This is a genomic window from Rhizobium sp. CSW-27, from assembly GCF_018760785.1.
Taxonomy (GTDB): Bacteria; Pseudomonadota; Alphaproteobacteria; order Rhizobiales; family Rhizobiaceae; genus Neorhizobium.
On record NZ_JAHHZO010000002.1, the window covers coordinates 275,978 to 292,205 of the forward strand.

A 16,228-nucleotide genomic window follows, 5' to 3' on the forward strand; every position below is an offset into this window, starting at 1 on the left:
CTTTTTTATTTTGCAAGAACTCTGCACTTCTTTGTTGTTAATCAAACGTAAACAGTTGGCGGGCATGGTGCGGGAACATGCCGGGGCTGATATATGCGGTTCGTGCCAACCAATTTGAAACATTCTGCCGCAAAGGTTGATCGACGCTCGGCAGTGCGCTCGATGCTGCTGATCTTTGCGGCCGTGGTGATCGCTGTGACCGGCATGGTGTTCACCGCCCTGGACCGGGTGGGGCAGTATGCCAATCATCTGGACGAGGAGCGTTCGCGCCAGGCGGTCAGCGGGGCCATCCGCACCTTCGAGGATCAGCTGGCCGCGACGCTCCATGACTATGCCGCCTGGGATGATGCCGCCGATCATCTGTACCGGAAGCAGGACCTGGACTGGGTCGTGCGCAATTTCGGCAAGATGACGCAGAACAGCACGCTCTATGACGTCGCCATCATCATGGATCCCTCCGGGCGCGTCATCACTGCCCATGCGGATGGAGATCCGGTCGGCGCCGGGCTGGAAGGCTATGTCACACCCGATGTCTGGTATCTGCTGAACCGCATCCGTAATGGCGGTGCGGACGAGTATCCGGAACTCACAGGCTTTACCCAGACGAATGACGGAACGGCTGCCTTCGGCATCGGACTGATCCGCATGAAATCGGGTGAGCGTGTCGCCTTCGGCAATGACAGACGCTACGTCCTGTTCATGCGTCACCTGAAGCAGAGCGTGTTGCAGCGTCTCTCCGGCGCCTATGTCCTGCCGGGTCTGCAACTCGAGACGCCGGAGGCCGGACGAAGCCACCGGGTCGATATCGTTTCTCCCACCGGCCGTACCGTGGCCGCGCTCGCCTGGATGCCGCGCCAGCCGGGCGATATCAGTCTGGCGCAGGTGCGCCCGCTGGTCTGGTGTGCGGTTGCCATGGTGGCAATCTACTTCGTACTGCTCTTCGTCAGCGGCAGTCAGGCGCTGTCCCGCCTGGCTGCGGACGAGGCAGCCGCCATCCGGCTGTCGCTCACCGACCGGCTGAGCGGGCTCGTCAATCGCAGCGGTCTTTTCGTCCGGTTGTCCGAGATGGTGAACATGGCGCGGGCGGCCGAAGAAGACGTGGCCTTGCTCTATCTCGACCTCGACGGCTTCAAGGAGGTCAACGATGCCTATGGCCATGCGACTGGCGATCAGCTGATCCGCAGCGTTTCCGCCGGTCTCTCGGTTCTGGTCGGGGAAGATGCGGTGCTGGCCCGGCTGGGAGGCGATGAATTCGCCATCGGCATCATGAGTCGTCATGTTTCAGATAGCGCTAACATGCTGGCGCGACGCATCCAGAGCTTCCTCGGCGAACCACTGTCGATCGGCGAACGCATCGCCGTCATCGGCTGCAGCATCGGCATCGCCGTTTCGCCGCGCGGGTCGGTGTCCGGGGAGGAAATCCTGCGCCGGGCCGACATGGCCATGTACCGTGCCAAGGAAGAGGGGCGCGGTCGCTGCTGTGTCTTCGACGAGGCAATGGATGTCGAGCGTGAGGAGCGCAATCGCCTGGAGATCGACCTGCGCCGTGCCATCGAGCAGAACGAGATCATGGTTGCCTTCCAGCCGGTTGTGGATGCGCAGCGCCTGACATTGCGCGGTGTCGAGGCCCTGGCGCGCTGGACGCGGCCCGGCTATGGGCCTGTGCGGCCCGACGTATTCATTCCTGTGGCAGAACGCACCGGCCTGATCGATCAGCTCGGTCTGTGCGTTCTGCGGATCGCCTGCGAGGCGCTGGTCCGCTGGCCGGATCTGACGCTGGCGGTCAATGTCTCGCCGGGCCAGTTCCGCGATCCGTCCTTTGTCGGGCGTGTGGCCGATCTGCTGCGCGAAACGGGAACCGACCCGTCACGCGTGACGCTGGAGATGACCGAAACCTATTTCATTCAGAACCCGGCCCGGGCGCGCGACACGCTGGACCGGCTGAAGGCCATCGGGGTGAAGATCGCGCTCGACGATTTCGGCGCCGGCTTTTCCAGCGTCGGCTATCTGCGCCAGTTCGGTTTCGACCGCATGAAGATCGACCGCTCGCTGGTCTCTGCGGCCGACGAGGGGGGCCGGGCCGTCGACATGCTGCAGGCTACAGTGGCGCTCGCCCGTTCGCTCGATATTCCGGTGACCGCCGAGGGAATCGAGAACGATGCACAGGCCGCAGCACTCAGGATCGCCGGATGCGATCAACTGCAGGGCTATCTGTTCGGCAAGCCGATGCCGGCCTGCGAGATCGACAGCCTGCGCGCACGGACGTCGCTCGCACGCCTGTCCGGAATGGCCTGACCCCAAGAGGGAAGGTTCCGCCATCAGGCAGCATAAAGGGCGGTGCGGGTGACTGGCGTCAGCTGCCCAGGTGTCTTTCGCCGCGCTTGCGGGCAAGTTCGATCTGCCGCTGGCGCTGGCGATAGCGCTCGCGGTCCGCTTCGCTGCGCTTGTCGAAGCAATGCGGGCAGGAAACGCCTTCCTCGAACTGCGGCGAGGCGCGATCTTCGGCCGTCAGCGGCTCGCGGCAGGCATGGCAGAGCTTGTGATCGCCTTCCTTCAGGCCATGCGTGACGGAGACGCGCTCGTCGAAGACGAAGCAGGCGCCTTCCCACAGGCTTTCTTCCTGCGGCACTTCCTCGAGATATTTCAGAATGCCGCCCTTGAGGTGATAGACCTCCTCGAAACCCTGCTCCTTCATGAAGGCGGTCGCCTTTTCGCAGCGGATGCCGCCGGTGCAGTACATGGCGATCTTCGGCTTGTTGTGCAGGCCGCCATTGTTCTTCACCCAGTCGGGAAATTCGCGGAAGGTCTTGGTCTTCGGATCGACCGCGCCCTTGAAGATGCCGATCGCCGTCTCGTAATCGTTGCGGGTGTCGATGACGATGGTATCCGGATCGGTGATCAGCGCGTTCCAGTCCTTCGGATCGACATAGGTGCCGACGATACGGTTCGGATCGATATCCTCCACGCCCATGGTGACGATTTCCTTCTTCAGGCGCACCTTCATGCGCAGGAAGGGCATCTTGGAGGCGCGGCTTTCCTTGTGTTCCAGATGGGAGAATTCCGGCTGGGCGCGCAGAAAGGAGAGCACGGCGGCAATTCCTTCATCTGGCCCGGCAATGGTGCCGTTGATGCCTTCTCGGGCCAGAAGCAGGGTTCCCTTCACGCCATTCTCCTCGCACAGCGCCTGCAGCGGCTCGCGCACGGACTGATAGCGGTCGAACCGCGCAAAGTGATAGAGCGCGGCCACGAGGAAGGAGCCGGACGCGGTGCCGGCGGCGTTTTCGGATCTGTCGGTCATGGTTTCGCGAAATACTGCCTCTGCAGGCCGGACGCAACGGATTTCGGCGCCTTTGCTGCACTTTGACTTTTGTCAAGTCGGTGCGGCATGTCGCGTCCGGGGCCGTGCGGCCCATCAAAAAACCCTTCCGCCGGCGGGCGGAAGGGTTGGCTTGCAGGGTGAGGAGGAGGGCGTCGATCAGGCCGCATGCGCCATGCGCGGTCTCGTGGCGCTGCCGTCCAGCGTGAACTGCACCATCAGGTCGCGCAGGCGTGCGGCTTCGGCGGCAAGGGCGGCCGAAGCCGCACTCGTTTCCTCCACCATGGCCGCATTCTTCTGCGTGCTCTGGTCCATGTGGTTGACGGCGGTGTTGATCTCGGAAAGGCCCGTCGACTGCTCGCGGGCGGCGGTGGCAATCGAGGTGATGTGCTGGTTGATGGTGACGATCAGCTGGCCGATGCCGGTCAGCGCCGTGCCGGTGTTGGAAACCAGCTGCACGCCGGCTTCCACCTCGTTGGTGGAGTTCTGGATGAGGGCCTTGATCTCGCGGGCGGCATTGGCGGAGCGCTGGGCAAGCTCGCGCACTTCCTGGGCAACGACGGCAAACCCCTTGCCGGCTTCGCCGGCGCGTGCGGCTTCCACGCCGGCATTCAGCGCCAGAAGATTGGTCTGGAAGGCGATGTCGTCGATCACGCCGATGATGTTGGAGATCTGAGAGGCGCTGCTTTCGATGCGGCTCATTGCCTCGACGGCCTCGGCCACAACCTGGCCGGATTTGACGGCGCTGTCATTTGCCTGCGTCGCCACGCGGCGCGCCTCTTCGGTCAGCCGCAGCGAGGCGGTGACATTGGTGGTGATCTCGTCCAGCGCTGCCGCGGTTTCCTCCAGCGAGGCGGCCTGCTGCTCGGTGCGGCGCGACAGGTCGTTGGTGTTTTCCGCGATGTCGCGGGTGCCACCGTCGATGTTCATGGCGGCGTCGACCACCACCGTCAGGGTCTGGCGCAGCTGGCGCACGGCGGCATTGAAGTTGTCGCGCAGTTCCTCGTATTCGGTAGCGAAGCGCTCTTCGATCTGTACCGTCAGGTCGCCGAGCGACAGGGCCTTCAGGCCGCCGGCGAGTGCGCCATTGGCCTGCATCATCGCCTCGACCCGTACGCGGTCGGCTTCCTGCTTGGCGCGGCGCTCGGCCTCCAGAAGGTCGCGATTGGCGTCGGCATCCTGCTGAAGCCTGGCCGTTTGCGCCACGCTGTCCTTGAAGTATTGGACCGCGCGCGACATTTCGCCGATCTCGTCCTCGCGATCCTGGTTCGGCACCGGCGTATCGAGGGCGCCGGAAGACAGGCGGTTCATCACGCCGGACAGCGAGACAAGCGGCTGGGTGATGGAACGCATCAGGAAGAAAAGCGCGAGCGCCGAGGCGAGAAGCGTCAGGCCGGCGATGGCACCAAGGCCGGTCAGTGACTGCCAGGTGTTGCGCATGATCGACTGGGTATCGAAGACCAGCACCATGGTGCCGATGTTCATCTCCTTGCCTTCCTCGGTATGCTTCAGCGGCACCACGGAGAAGCGCAGCCTGCTGCTGTCATCCGTCGACTTGCCCGAGGCGCCGGCCGTGGTGCCGGCCGCCACGGCGCCGGCTTCTCCGGAGGTATAGAAGGGCTTGCCGGTGCCATCGAGCACGATGGCGGCGCGGAAATCCGGATCGGCACCGGCCGGATCGAAGGTATCGCGCGCCAGCCCCTTGTCGAACTGCCACATGGCGGTGGAGGCGCCGGACGTGGTCATCGAGGTGGTAAGGCTGACCTTGCGATCGAACATCTCCTGCGTCGACTGGGCCTGTGACCAGCCGGAATAGAGGCTGAGGGCCACCGAGCCCGCCAGGATGAGGGCAAGCGACGGCAGCATCACCTGCATGCGAATGGATTTGCTCTTGAACATGATCAAAGTCCTGAAATCGGGGAGAGGGCTGTCGTATGCGGGCAGGCTTGGCCGCCGGTCATTTCTGCGGGTCGAACCAGTATCGGGCATCCATCGCAAGGATGTCCTCCGGCAGGTTCGGGTTCGGGATCTTGAGGATGGTGCGGGTCTTCAGGTCGCCCTTCTCCAGGGCGAGGCGAATGTCGGGATTGGAGAGGAAGACCTCCTCGAAGGAGCCGTCCCTCCAGGCCTGTTCCAGGCCGCGCATCAGGTCGTCGCGCAGTTCCGGACGGGACTTGGAGACGTAGAAGATCGAGGCGGAGGGATATTGCAGCACCAGCGTCTTTTCCACCGCAAGCCCCGGAACATCGGCCACCTGCTTTGCCTGCTCGTTCAGTGCCTCGTTGACGCCGCGCGCAAAATAATCGCCGCGACGGCCCATGGTCATGCGGTAGAGGTTCTTCTGCGGCCCGGTGCGCACCGTGAGGCCGGATTTGCGCATCACGTCCACGTCCGCCCAGCCGGTGCCCTGCAGCGCAATGAAGGACTTCAGGTCGTCCAGCGTCTTCACCCGGCTGAACTCGCCCTGTCGCGCGCCATCGATGAGAAAGAGGCGATAGCCGCCAAGGCCGCGATCGATCGGGAAGGGCACGGACAGAAGCTTGGCCGAGACCGCCTTGGCGGCATTGACCCAGCCGATGTCGATCTGCGCGCCATTGGCGATCGCGTCCACCATGCCGGCATTGGAGCTGTAGCCCGTCGGCGAGGGCTTCAGCACATAGGACTTGCCGGATTTCTCGATGGCCAGTTGCAGAACCTGGTAACCCAGGGTCTTTTCCTTGCCGCCGGCCGAATTGTAGTAGATTTCCAGCTTGTCGGCGGCCTTGGCGCCGCTGAAAAGGCAGCTTGCGGCCAGCGCCATGGCGCAAAGAATGCTGTGCTTCAACACCGGTACTCTCCCCTGAAACTACAGGGAAAACTCACCCAGGCTCCTTAAGATTGATTGAAAGACACAGTGTCAGATTCTGTGTCGTGCCCGCTCATGCATCGAGCCGCCGGGCGGCCTTCTGCCAGAGAAGCCGCACGATTTCGGCTTCCCATTCGGCGTCTCCGGCAAAGACATTCTCCGCCAGTGCCAGCGCGTCTGCCCGCACCGCCTGCTGCCGGGTGATGATCGCGCCGAGCAGCAGGGCAAGGGTATCGCTGTCGCCGAACAGGTCGGGGCTTTCGTTGACCGCCTCAGTCAGCACGCTGAGGTCGTGCTCATGTCCCAGCTCGTCGACAAGATGCTTCATCTCGCGCCGGCGGGCCTGCAGGGATGCGGGCCAGAGGTCTTCCAGAAGGGTGAGGTGCATCCACGCGACCTGGCCGCACTTGCGCAGGTCGTGGAAGGCTTCTGCGGCCGGCATCTCCCGACATGCGGCCAGTGCGCGCCGTGCCTTCAGCCCCTGCCGGCGCCAGGCCCTGGCGATCCGCTTTGCGGTGCGGCCATTGCCTTCCGGCAGGTCGAGGGTATCGAGGGCCGCGATGGCGGCATGACAGGTGGCGATTGCCGCCTCGATCTTTCGCGGCAGGTCCATTTCCGAAGAGGCGATGCGATCCCGCCGCTCGACAAGCGCGCGCGAGGCCGCGCCGAGGGCGGCAAATTCCTCCGCCGATGCCGCAAGCCCGGCCAGATAATCCACGGTCTCCACCAGTGCGGTGGCATCGCGAACGGCCGAAAGGCTGCGGGCCATGTCACGGATGCGGGCATTCTCGGCCTGCCGGAAGGCCTTCGCATCCGGTTCGATCAGGCGATAAAGGGCCCGCAGCCGCTTGAACCGCTTGCGGGCGGCATGGACGGCGGCATGCGCTCCGTCCGGCTGTTCTGCCAGCACGTGGATCGCCTTCAGCAACTGTTCCCGCGCCACGCGGCGAAACTCCCCCGGAAAGGGGTCAGACGCTTTGATGCGAAAGGCCATGCATCTGCTCCAGGCTGATCGTCTCGGTCGCCATCACCATGTTGGAGAAGCGCCGGTCGCCCGTTACCTCCCGGCCGATCCACAACGGCATGGGCGGCTTTTCTTCCAGGCTTGCAAGCTCCACCTCGGCCAGAACAAGTCCCTGATAGGCGCCGGAAAACTCGTCCACCTCCCAGGTGAAGCCGGCATGCGGAACGAAATGACGGGTCTTCTCGATCACGATGCCGATGGCCGAGACCATGAGTTCCTCCGCATCCAAAACGGGGATCTCGTACTCGTATTCGTCCCGCGCCAGAAGCTGGCGGCCGACCTTGACGGTCAGGCGTGCCGTGGCGCCCTCAGGGCCCTCCAGCAAGCGCACGCGCACGCTGCGATCATCGCCGATTGCCACATAGCCCTGCCGGAAACGCAGGCGGGCGGTCGCCATGCGCCGCCAGTCCTCGGACCGGAGCAGAAACTTGCGCTCGATTTCCTTCGCCATCCGCACCCCGTGTGCATGTTGTCCGGCTAAACTATGTCAAAGGCTCGGAAAGGGCCAGAGCCCATCCTGCCGACGCCGTTGCTTTTCCCTCGACACTCCTTGCGGTGCGCGTTATGTCAGCCGAGGAGTTTCAATCGGTTCAATCCGTCCTGAACGGGAGTTTGATGATGAGTGCCAAGACCGAGACCCTTCTGTCCATCCTGAAGCTGCAGCCGGTCGTGCCGGTGCTGATCGTCGAGGACGCCGCCTCTGCCGTGCCGCTGGCGCGTGCGCTTGTCGCGGGCGGCCTGAGGGCGATCGAGATCACGCTGCGCACGCCGGCCGCGCTCGATGCGGTCAAGGCGGTTGCCGCCGAAGTGGAAGGCGCGCATGTCGGCGCCGGCACCATCCTCAATGCCCGCGATTATGAAGCCGCCGTCAAGGCCGGCTCCACCTTCATCGTCAGCCCCGGCGTCGCGCCGGGCGTGCTGTCTGCCGCCAAGGATTCACCCGTGCCGCTTCTTCCGGGTGCTGCCACTGCCAGCGAAGTGATGACGCTGCGTGAAGCGGGCTACGAGGTCCTGAAGTTCTTCCCCGCCGAGCAGGCGGGCGGCGCAGCCTATCTCAAGGCGCTCTCCTCACCGCTTGCCGGCACGGTCTTCTGCCCGACCGGCGGCATCTCGCTGAAGAACGCCCATGACTACCTGTCGCTGCCGAATGTCGTCTGCGTCGGCGGTTCCTGGGTGGCGCCGAAGGATCTGGTTGCCGCCGGCGACTGGGCGGGCATCACGAAACTGGCATCGGAAGCGGCGGCGCTCAGGGCCTGATCGGCTTTGTAATTTGCCGTCGCCTTCCTATCTGTCTCCCTGACAGCAACAGGGAGACAGTGCATGTTCGACGCCAAGAAGCTTCTTGACCAGTTCCTGGGATCGCAGGTCCCCGGACTGTCCGGAGGATCGGTCAAGGATCGCGCCGGGCAGATGGGCGATCTCGCCCGCAACAATCCTTTGAAGACCGGCGCGCTTGCCGCCGCGATTCTCGGCACCAAGACCGGCCGCAAGCTCGCCGGCAATGTGGCGACGCTCGGCGGCATCGCCGCCATCGCCGGCCTCGGCTATCTCGCCTACCGGAACTACCAGTCGGGAACCAAGCCGCAGGGCATGCCCCAGGATCCGGCGTCGCTGGAGCCGCCGACTGATTCTCCCTTTCATCCGCAATCGGCCACCCTCAGCAATGACTTCGCCCTGACGCTGCTGCGCGCCATGATTGCCGCGGCCAAGGCAGACGGCCATATCGACGCCTTCGAGCGGCAGAACATCATGCAGAAGGTGCATGCGGTGGATCTCGGCGCCGAGGCGGAGGCCTTCCTGGCACGCGAACTGGCTGATCCGATCGATCTCGACGCCCTGGTTGCGGCGGGCCGCACCGAGGAGCAGCGGGTGGAGATCTACACGGCCTCGCGGCTTGCCATCGATCCCGATACCCGGGCCGAGCGCGGCTATCTGGACCTGCTTGCCGGGCGGCTGCGGCTTCCCGATGCGCTGGTCGACCATATCGAGGCGACCGTGTCGTCCGCAAAAATTTCCCTCTGAGAGAATTGGCGGTGGTGCGACAAGGCGACGATTGCCTTTGCCCGCCGCCTCTCGTAATCCTCGTCACAAAAGAGGGGGACGTCATGCGCGATCTGAAAAGCTTCAAGGGATGCCCGCCGCCGCAACCGGTGCGGCTGGAAGGCCATCATGTCATTCTCGAGCCCTATGAACGGGCGGTCCACATTCAGACGCTGTGGGAGGCGCTGGGCGGAGCGGACGGCATCAACGACCTGATCCATTTCTTTCCCAATCCGCTCTATCACGCGCCCGAGCAGTTTGCCGACTGGCTGGACGGCATGAACCGCGACGGCCGCCTGATCACGCTCGTCTTCCGCGACAAGGAGGATGGCGAGGTGGTGGGCATGGCAAGCTACATGCGCGCCGATCCGGCCAATGGCGTCATCGAGGTGGGCTCGGTCGCCCATGGCCCCGGCATGAAGCGCTCGCCGCTCTCCACCGAGGCGCATTACCTGATGGCGCGCCATGTATTCGACGCTCTCGGCTATCGTCGCTATGAGTGGAAGTGCCACAATCAGAACGAGCCGAGCAAGGTTGCGGCACGGCGCCTGGGCTTCACCTTCGAAGGCGTGTTCCGCCAGCACATGGTCTCCAAGGGCGCCAATCGCGACACGGCGTGGTTCTCGATGATCGACGGCGAATGGCCGCTGCTGGCGAAGGCCTTCGAAACCTGGCTGTCGCCCGACAATTTCGACGATCACGGCCACCAGAGACGCCGGCTGGAGGACATCCGCGCCGCGCTGATGAGCGAGGCGGCATGAGCGGGCCATCCGGGCGTTCGCCGGCGATTGCCGCGGCCATCATCATGATCGGCTTCATGCTCCTGTTTCTCGCCATGCCGCAGATCATGATCTGGCTTGGCGGCTTCTCGCCCTGGCTTGCCGCTGCCTTCGGCCTTCTGGCGGTGCTGTCCTTCTTCCTGGTGTTCTGGCTGCGCGCCCGCCACCAGCGCGGCCGGCGCTGAGGCTTGCCTTACCAGAGCGTCTGCAGATTGCCGCTTTCGAGCGAGGCGGCGAGCAGGACCAGCCCGACCACGATGATGAACAGCGCACCGAGGATCTCGATTGCCGTGGTGACGTGGCGGGCAAGGCGCGTGCGCGGCCCGGAAAGCCGGACGGCGAGATCCTTGGCGGTGACGGCGATGATGGCGAGGATCGACACGGTGATCGCGGTGCCGAGCGACATGGCGAGCACGGAAAGGCCGCCGGCCAGATAAAGCCCGTTGAGGATCGAAAAGCTCATCACCAGAATGGCGCCGGAGCAGGGGCGAAGGCCGACGGCGATGATGGCGGACCAGGCCTCGCGCACGCTGAAATCCTTGGCCTTCAGCGTTGCAGGGTCGGGAATGTGCAGTTCGCCGCAATCGGCGCAGTAGCCGCCGGGCGCGATGTCCCGGTGATCATGGTCGACCTCGACCGCCTCGAAGCGCAGGCCCGTCGAGCCGGCGCTGCTGCCGGTTCCGGCAAAGATCGGCAGCGAGGAGAAGCGCGGCCGGATCTCGTAGAGCTTGCGCCCCAGAAGCCAGACGCCGAACAGCGCCACCAGCGCGAAGCTGGCGATTTCCATGGCCCAGGTGGCCTTGGTCATGGTGATGCCGGTGCCGCGCAGGATGAAGAAGGCGGCCGCCACCAGCAGGATTGCGACGAGCCCCTGCACCAGCGCCGAGAGAAGCGAGATCACGATGCCGCGCTTGAGCGCCGTCTCGTTGGCGATCATGTAGGAGGAGATCACCGCCTTGCCGTGGCCGGGGCCGGCGGCATGGAAGACGCCATAGGCGAAGGACAGTCCGACCAGCCCCTTGATCGCAGAGGGATCCTCCCGCATGGCCCGCAGAGAGGCGGTGAGCGCCCGGTAGAAGGATTGCTGGTAGACGTTCACCCAGGCAAGCAGCGGGCCGAAGAAGCCGCTGGTATCGAAGGAGGGTTCGGCGGCGCCCACGCCAAGCGGCGACTGTGCATGCGCTGCAACCGCGCTGCCGAGAATAGCCAGCAGAATGAGAAACGTCGTCCGGCGCGTCAGCATGTCACCTCGAGCTTCGTGGCGAACAGCTTGGTCATGTCGGTTCCTGTCGGATCGTTGAAGAAGGCAGCCGTCAGCGAATCCTTGTTTTCGGCGATCACCTCGTCGGGGTCGGGGCGCACGACCCTGTGCTTGCAGGCGGCAAAACCCTTGCCTTCCGCCACCAGATCCTTGTCGTCGGGAAAGTCGATCGCCGTGTAGAGCGAGGGATCATAGACGCCGAAGGTGAGCTTGCCCTTGAGATGCAGCGGCTTTTGCGGCTTTACCGCAAAGAAGGCGAGCACCTGCTGGTCCTGATAGGTGACGTGGATGACGTCGGGCTTGGCAATCGGGATCGTCTTGCCGTCCTGGGTGATCGTCGTGAAGTAATGAAAGTCGGCAAGCGAGGTGCGCATCGTCTCGCCGAGTTCCGCCAGTTCGTGCTCGTCCAGCTTCAGGTCGCCGTTCTTGTCGAAGTCCAGCAGCACGCTGGAGGAGAACATCTCGTCGAATCGCCAGACATGACGCAGTTCCACCAGATTGCCCTGATCGTCCGACAGCACTTCGAGGCGCGCATCGACGAAGATGTGCGGATGGGCCATTGCCGGCAGCGGCGCCAGGCCCAGAAGGGCTGTCAGCAGCCATGTTTTGATGCGCATCGGCGAATCCTGATCCCGTTTGTCCCGCTCTGACCTGTAAATGGGACGGAAATTCGACCTCGCGTCAATCCGACTGAAGTGGGGAGCGCCGGAACCAGCCGGACAGGAAGTCGACGAAGACGCGCACCTTGGCCGGCAGATAGCGGCGGTGCGGATAGACCGCATAGATGCCGCGGTCCCTCAGGACATAATCGTCGAACAGCGTGACGAGTTCGCCGGAGCGGATGAAGGGCAGGGCAATGAAATCCGGTACCATGGCAACGCCAAGCCCGGCCCGCGCTGCCTTCAGCGTCGCATGCGGTGTGTTGACCTCGATCGGACCGCTGACGGCCACGCTCATCATGCCGCCGCCCGGCTCCTGAAAGCGGATATTGTTGTGCGAGCGAAGATTGGTGTCGATGATGACCGGTTTGCCGGAAAGATCCTGCGGATGCGCCAGTGGCCCGTAGCGGGCGACATAATCCGGCGTGGCACAGGCGTAGACCCTGAAATCGCAGAGCTTGCGGGCAATCATGGCCGAATCTTCGAGCTTGGTGATCCGGATGGCAAGGTCGAAGCCTTCCTCGATCAGATCGACGAATCGATCCTCGGCGACGATATCGAGCGAGACATCCGGATGGGCCTTGGCAAAGTCGATCAGCGACTGGCCGACATCGGCATCGATGAAGGTGCGCGGCACGGAAACGCGCAGCCGCCCCTTCAAGTCCGCATTGTTCTCGCGCACGAGATCGGCCAGGTTGTCGATCTCCTTCAGGATGTCGGAGGCGGTGCGGAAATAGGTATGGCCGGCTTCCGTCAGCGAAAACTGCCGCGTGGTGCGGTTGAGAAGCAGCGCGCCGAGATCATCCTCCAGCTCGCGGACATACTTGGACAGCAGGGCCTTCGAGCGGCCGGTGCGGCGCGCCGCCGCCGAAAAGCCCTCCGCTTCCACCACGTCGATGAAGGCACGCATGCGCGTCAGAGTATCCATGTCGGGCCCCTTTTCCTGTTGCCCGTCCTAGGTGGAACGGGGCGACATCTTCTGCAATGCAAAATTTGCGTTCAGCCAAAAAAACCGCTTGATTGTGAAGGGCGATGCTCTTATCTCCGTGGCTGCCCAAAGTCGCACGTGCCTGTGGGTGTCCGCCGACCCTCGAGTGGTGAGGAAAATCGGTAAGGTACCTGGAACTAACCCCTCCAGTCGCTATTCCGGCCAACCGGAAAATGCGAGGACATCTTGAAGCAACGACGGTGCGGGCCTTTCTGGTCTCTGCAGGCTTTCCATCAGCCTGCAATACTGAAGAGGCACACCATCATTGCCGGAAGTGCGGTTGGGATAATCCCCTCCAATCCATGGCAGACAAAGCCGGATCAATGCTCTTGGCAGGGCGTTGGTCCAAACCCTGCGCTATCAGGCGCGAACGATGCTCCGGGATTTCCACCGGCCGGGCCTCGCTCACCTGTCTGCGCGTCTTTGTCCTTCGGTTCGCCGGAGAAGCTCCATAGGGATTAGACCAATGACGACCGCTCGCATCCTCGATTTCCTCCGCACCCGACGTCCGGAAGGCCCGTGCCTCGTCGTGGACCTCGACATCGTGCGCAACAATTACACTGCCTTCCGTCACGCCCTGCCGGACAGCGCGATCTACTATGCGGTCAAGGCCAATCCCGAGCCGGAAATCCTCAAGCTGCTGGCATCGCTCGGCTCCAACTTCGACTGCGCCTCGGTTGCCGAAATCCAGATGGCGCTGACTGCCGGTGCAACGGCAGACCGCATTTCCTTCGGCAACACCATCAAGAAGGAGCGCGACATTGCGCGTGCCTTCGAGCTGGGCGTCGGTCTCTTTGCCGTCGACAGCCACGAGGAAGTCGAGAAGGTTGCCCGCGCAGCCCCCGGCGCCCGCGTGTTCTGCCGCGTGCTGACCGATGGCGAAGGCGCCGAATGGCCGTTGTCGCGCAAGTTCGGCTGCGTGCCGCAGATGGCCGTCGATGTTCTGGTCTATGCGCATCAGCTGGGCCTGGAATCCTACGGCGTCTCGTTCCACGTCGGTTCGCAGATGACCAAGGTCGATGCCTGGGATTCGGCGCTCGCCGATGCCAAGCGCGTCTTCGCACAGCTCGCCAAGCAGGGCATCTACCTGCAGATGGTGAACATGGGCGGCGGTTTCCCGACCCGTTACCTGCGCGACATCCCGTCGGCCGAGGAATACGGCCAGGCGATCTTTGCCTCGCTGCGCAAGCATTTCGGCAACAACCTGCCGAAGACGATCATCGAGCCGGGTCGCGGCATGGTCGGCAATGCCGGCGTCATCAAGGCGGAAGTCGTGCTGGTGTCGAAGAAGTCGGACAATGACGAGCATCGCTGGGTCTTCCTCGACATCGGCAAGTTCGGCGGTCTGGCCGAAACCATGGACGAGGCCATCCGCTACCCGATCCGCACCGAGCGGGACGGCGATGCGATGGAGCCCTGCGTGATCGCCGGCCCGACCTGCGATTCGGCCGACGTGCTCTACGAGAAGAACATGTATCCGCTGCCGATCACGCTGACGGTTGGCGACGAGGTTCTGATCGAGGGCACCGGCGCCTACACGACGACCTATTCGGCGGTTGCCTTCAACGGCTTCGATCCGCTGAAGGCCTACGTCATCTGACGTTCTGCCGGCTCCGGTCCTTTGACCGGAGCCGCAAACCACCCCTTTCTCTCGTGCCGCTTGAACGGTTTTGAGCTTCGGAGGCCAAGATGGCCGCTGTTCTTGACGCTGTGCGCGCTCTGTTTGCGCCCAATACTTTCACCATCACCGAGGAAACCCCGGCTGATGTCGTTGCCCGCGAGGCCCTGCTCGATCGCGCCATGGGCGCCGATCGTCGCAAGAAGTCGTCGGAAAAGCTCCGTCGCGGCCGTGTGCCGGCCGAGGGCCTGGCGCTGGTGGCGCGCGATTCGCACGGCCACGTGATCGGCACGGTGCGCCTGTGGAATGTCGAGGCCGGCGTTTCCGCCTCCGGCACGCCGATCGATGCGCTGCTGCTCGGCCCGCTCGCCGTCGATTCGGCGCATGAAGGCAAGGGCATCGGCGGCGCGCTGATGCGTGCGGCGATCTCCGAGGCACAGGCCCGCGGCCATGGTGCGATCCTCCTGGTGGGGGACGCGCCCTATTACGAGCGCTTCGGCTTCTTTGCCGAAAAGACGCAGCATCTGATGATGCCGGGCCCCTTCGCGCGCGACCGCTTCCTCGCACTCGAACTCACGCCCGGCTGGCTGTCCGGTGCCGCCGGCATGCTGGTTGCGAGCGGTCGCAAGCTGTCGCGTCCGGTGCTGCGCCGCGCCGCCTGATCCCTCTTCGACGTCTCCAGTCGTGACCCTTCTCCGCATCCACGCGGGGGAGGGTCGTTTGTTTTAGGGTGGTCTGAAATGTGACATTTGTGCATGGGTGCGCAGCATTCGTGACGCGATCATGTCATTGTGGTGACCAACGTCAGGACGATTTGATCGAGATCAACGGAACCGTCCGGCCCGGTTGCTACCCCTTGCGTCATCAAGTGCAGATGATCTTTCAAGGAGAGTGACATGATCAAGAACGGACCCGTCTTCGCCGCCCTCATGGGTGCCGCATCGGTCCTTCTGTCGGGCGCTGCCCAGGCGGCCGACCTGACGGCTGCCGCGCCGCAGGCGCCGGTTGCCCAGGAGGCGGCATCCAGCAAGAGCCCGTGGCAGATCCGCGTGCGTGCGCTGGGCGTGGTGCCGAATGATGAGGGTTCGGTCAACGGCGTGGCCGGCTCCGACCTCAGCTATTCGAACTCGGTCACTCCCGAACTCGACATCTCCTACTTCTTCACCGACAACATCGCAGCCGAACTCATCCTCGGCACGACCAGCTCGAAGATTTCCGGCGACGGTTCGCTGGCCGGCACCCCGGTCGGCAAGGCCTGGCTGCTGCCGCCGACGCTGACGCTGCAGTATCACTTCACCGATTTCGGCGCCTTCAAGCCCTATGTCGGTGCCGGCATCAACTACACCTATTTCTATAACGAATCGGAGCGCGCCGGCTTCAGCAACCTGAAGGTCGACGGCCATGTCGGTGCCGCCCTGCAGGTCGGCTTCGACTACATGATCGACGAGCACTGGGGTGTGAACTTCGACGTCAAGAAGCTGTTCCTGGAAACCGACTGGAGCGCCAACATGGGCGGCACGCCCATTTCCGGCAAGGCCAAGCTCGATCCGTGGCTGATCGGCGCCGGCGTGACCTACCGCTTCTGATCGAAGCCGCAGCGATACCTCTTCGAAGGATCGTCCGGATGGGGGCATCCGGCACCGTGGCAGGTTTCTTCGAATGAGGGAAAGAGACGGGGGCCAGTGCTTCGACCGCACT

Annotated in this window: 16 protein-coding genes; 8 read left to right on the forward strand and 8 right to left on the reverse strand. The window is 63.8% G+C overall.

Annotated elements, in window-relative coordinates:
- Window positions 1-93 precede the first annotated feature (93 nt).
- Window positions 94-2,295, forward strand: coding sequence for an EAL domain-containing protein (locus KLP42_RS04855; protein ID WP_215565064.1), 2,202 nt, complete (start codon window positions 94-96; stop codon window positions 2,293-2,295).
- Between the two features lie 58 nt (window positions 2,296-2,353).
- Here KLP42_RS04855 and trhO read toward each other — a convergent pair whose 3' ends face one another.
- The 5 genes from trhO to KLP42_RS04880 all read right to left on the reverse strand — a co-directional run bounded on the left by trhO (window position 2,354) and on the right by KLP42_RS04880 (window position 7,636).
- On the reverse strand, window positions 2,354-3,298 hold the full coding sequence (trhO, locus tag KLP42_RS04860; RefSeq protein ID WP_215565065.1) for an oxygen-dependent tRNA uridine(34) hydroxylase TrhO: 945 nt from the start codon (window positions 3,296-3,298) through the stop codon (window positions 2,354-2,356).
- 177 nt (window positions 3,299-3,475) lie between these two features.
- Window positions 3,476-5,215 (reverse strand): methyl-accepting chemotaxis protein, encoded by a 1,740-nt coding sequence (locus tag KLP42_RS04865; RefSeq protein ID WP_215565066.1) that lies wholly within the window; start codon window positions 5,213-5,215, stop codon window positions 3,476-3,478.
- Window positions 5,216-5,273: 58 nt separating this feature from the next.
- Entirely contained in the window at window positions 5,274-6,143 is an 870-nt protein-coding gene (locus tag KLP42_RS04870) for a type 2 periplasmic-binding domain-containing protein (RefSeq protein ID WP_215565067.1), read from the reverse strand.
- A 91-nt stretch (window positions 6,144-6,234) separates the two neighbouring features.
- Window positions 6,235-7,155 carry a CHAD domain-containing protein gene (locus KLP42_RS04875; protein WP_215565068.1) on the reverse strand — a complete coding sequence of 307 codons (921 nt, stop codon included), beginning with the start codon at window positions 7,153-7,155 and terminating at the stop codon, window positions 6,235-6,237.
- The gene (locus tag KLP42_RS04880) at window positions 7,130-7,636 is read right to left on the reverse strand and encodes a CYTH domain-containing protein (RefSeq protein ID WP_215565069.1); all 507 of its coding nucleotides are present in this window, start codon (window positions 7,634-7,636) and stop codon (window positions 7,130-7,132) included. Before KLP42_RS04880 ends, KLP42_RS04875 begins: the two co-directional genes overlap by 26 nt.
- A 167-nt stretch (window positions 7,637-7,803) precedes the next feature.
- Here KLP42_RS04880 and KLP42_RS04885 point away from each other — a divergent pair, with 167 nt between their 5' ends.
- The 4 genes from KLP42_RS04885 (at window position 7,804) to KLP42_RS04900 (ending at window position 10,189) form a co-directional block, all read left to right on the forward strand.
- Window positions 7,804-8,442 (forward strand): 2-dehydro-3-deoxy-phosphogluconate aldolase, encoded by a 639-nt coding sequence (locus KLP42_RS04885; protein WP_215565070.1) that lies wholly within the window; start codon window positions 7,804-7,806, stop codon window positions 8,440-8,442.
- 63 nt (window positions 8,443-8,505) lie between these two features.
- A complete protein-coding gene (locus KLP42_RS04890) occupies window positions 8,506-9,207 on the forward strand; it encodes a tellurite resistance TerB family protein (RefSeq protein ID WP_215565071.1) in 702 nt (233 codons plus the stop codon).
- Window positions 9,208-9,290: 83 nt separating this feature from the next.
- The gene (locus KLP42_RS04895) at window positions 9,291-9,986 is read left to right on the forward strand and encodes a GNAT family N-acetyltransferase (RefSeq protein ID WP_215565072.1); all 696 of its coding nucleotides are present in this window, start codon (window positions 9,291-9,293) and stop codon (window positions 9,984-9,986) included.
- Window positions 9,983-10,189 (forward strand): hypothetical protein, encoded by a 207-nt coding sequence (locus KLP42_RS04900; protein WP_215565073.1) that lies wholly within the window; start codon window positions 9,983-9,985, stop codon window positions 10,187-10,189. The genes KLP42_RS04895 and KLP42_RS04900 overlap by 4 nt, the downstream gene beginning before the upstream one ends.
- Window positions 10,190-10,197: 8 nt before the next feature.
- Here KLP42_RS04900 and KLP42_RS04905 read toward each other — a convergent pair whose 3' ends face one another.
- From KLP42_RS04905 to KLP42_RS04915, 3 genes are all read right to left on the reverse strand, one after another.
- Window positions 10,198-11,247: a nickel/cobalt transporter gene (locus KLP42_RS04905; protein ID WP_215565074.1), complete on the reverse strand. Its 1,050-nt coding sequence runs from the start codon at window positions 11,245-11,247 to the stop codon at window positions 10,198-10,200.
- Entirely contained in the window at window positions 11,241-11,882 is a 642-nt protein-coding gene (locus tag KLP42_RS04910) for a DUF1007 family protein (protein ID WP_215565075.1), read from the reverse strand. The genes KLP42_RS04905 and KLP42_RS04910 overlap by 7 nt, the downstream gene beginning before the upstream one ends.
- A 64-nt stretch (window positions 11,883-11,946) precedes the next feature.
- Window positions 11,947-12,852, reverse strand: coding sequence for a LysR family transcriptional regulator (locus KLP42_RS04915; RefSeq protein ID WP_215565076.1), 906 nt, complete (start codon window positions 12,850-12,852; stop codon window positions 11,947-11,949).
- 526 nt (window positions 12,853-13,378) lie between these two features.
- On the opposite strand from KLP42_RS04915, the gene odc2 reads away from it, so the two are divergent.
- The 3 genes from odc2 (at window position 13,379) to KLP42_RS04930 (ending at window position 16,116) form a co-directional block, all read left to right on the forward strand.
- On the forward strand, window positions 13,379-14,512 hold the full coding sequence (odc2, locus tag KLP42_RS04920) for an ornithine/lysine decarboxylase (protein ID WP_215565077.1): 1,134 nt from the start codon (window positions 13,379-13,381) through the stop codon (window positions 14,510-14,512).
- Window positions 14,513-14,601: 89 nt separating this feature from the next.
- Window positions 14,602-15,192, forward strand: a complete 591-nt coding sequence (locus KLP42_RS04925; protein WP_215565078.1) for a GNAT family N-acetyltransferase — start codon at window positions 14,602-14,604, stop codon at window positions 15,190-15,192.
- A 234-nt stretch (window positions 15,193-15,426) separates the two neighbouring features.
- Window positions 15,427-16,116: an OmpW/AlkL family protein gene (locus tag KLP42_RS04930; protein ID WP_215565079.1), complete on the forward strand. Its 690-nt coding sequence runs from the start codon at window positions 15,427-15,429 to the stop codon at window positions 16,114-16,116.
- Window positions 16,117-16,228 lie beyond the last annotated feature (112 nt).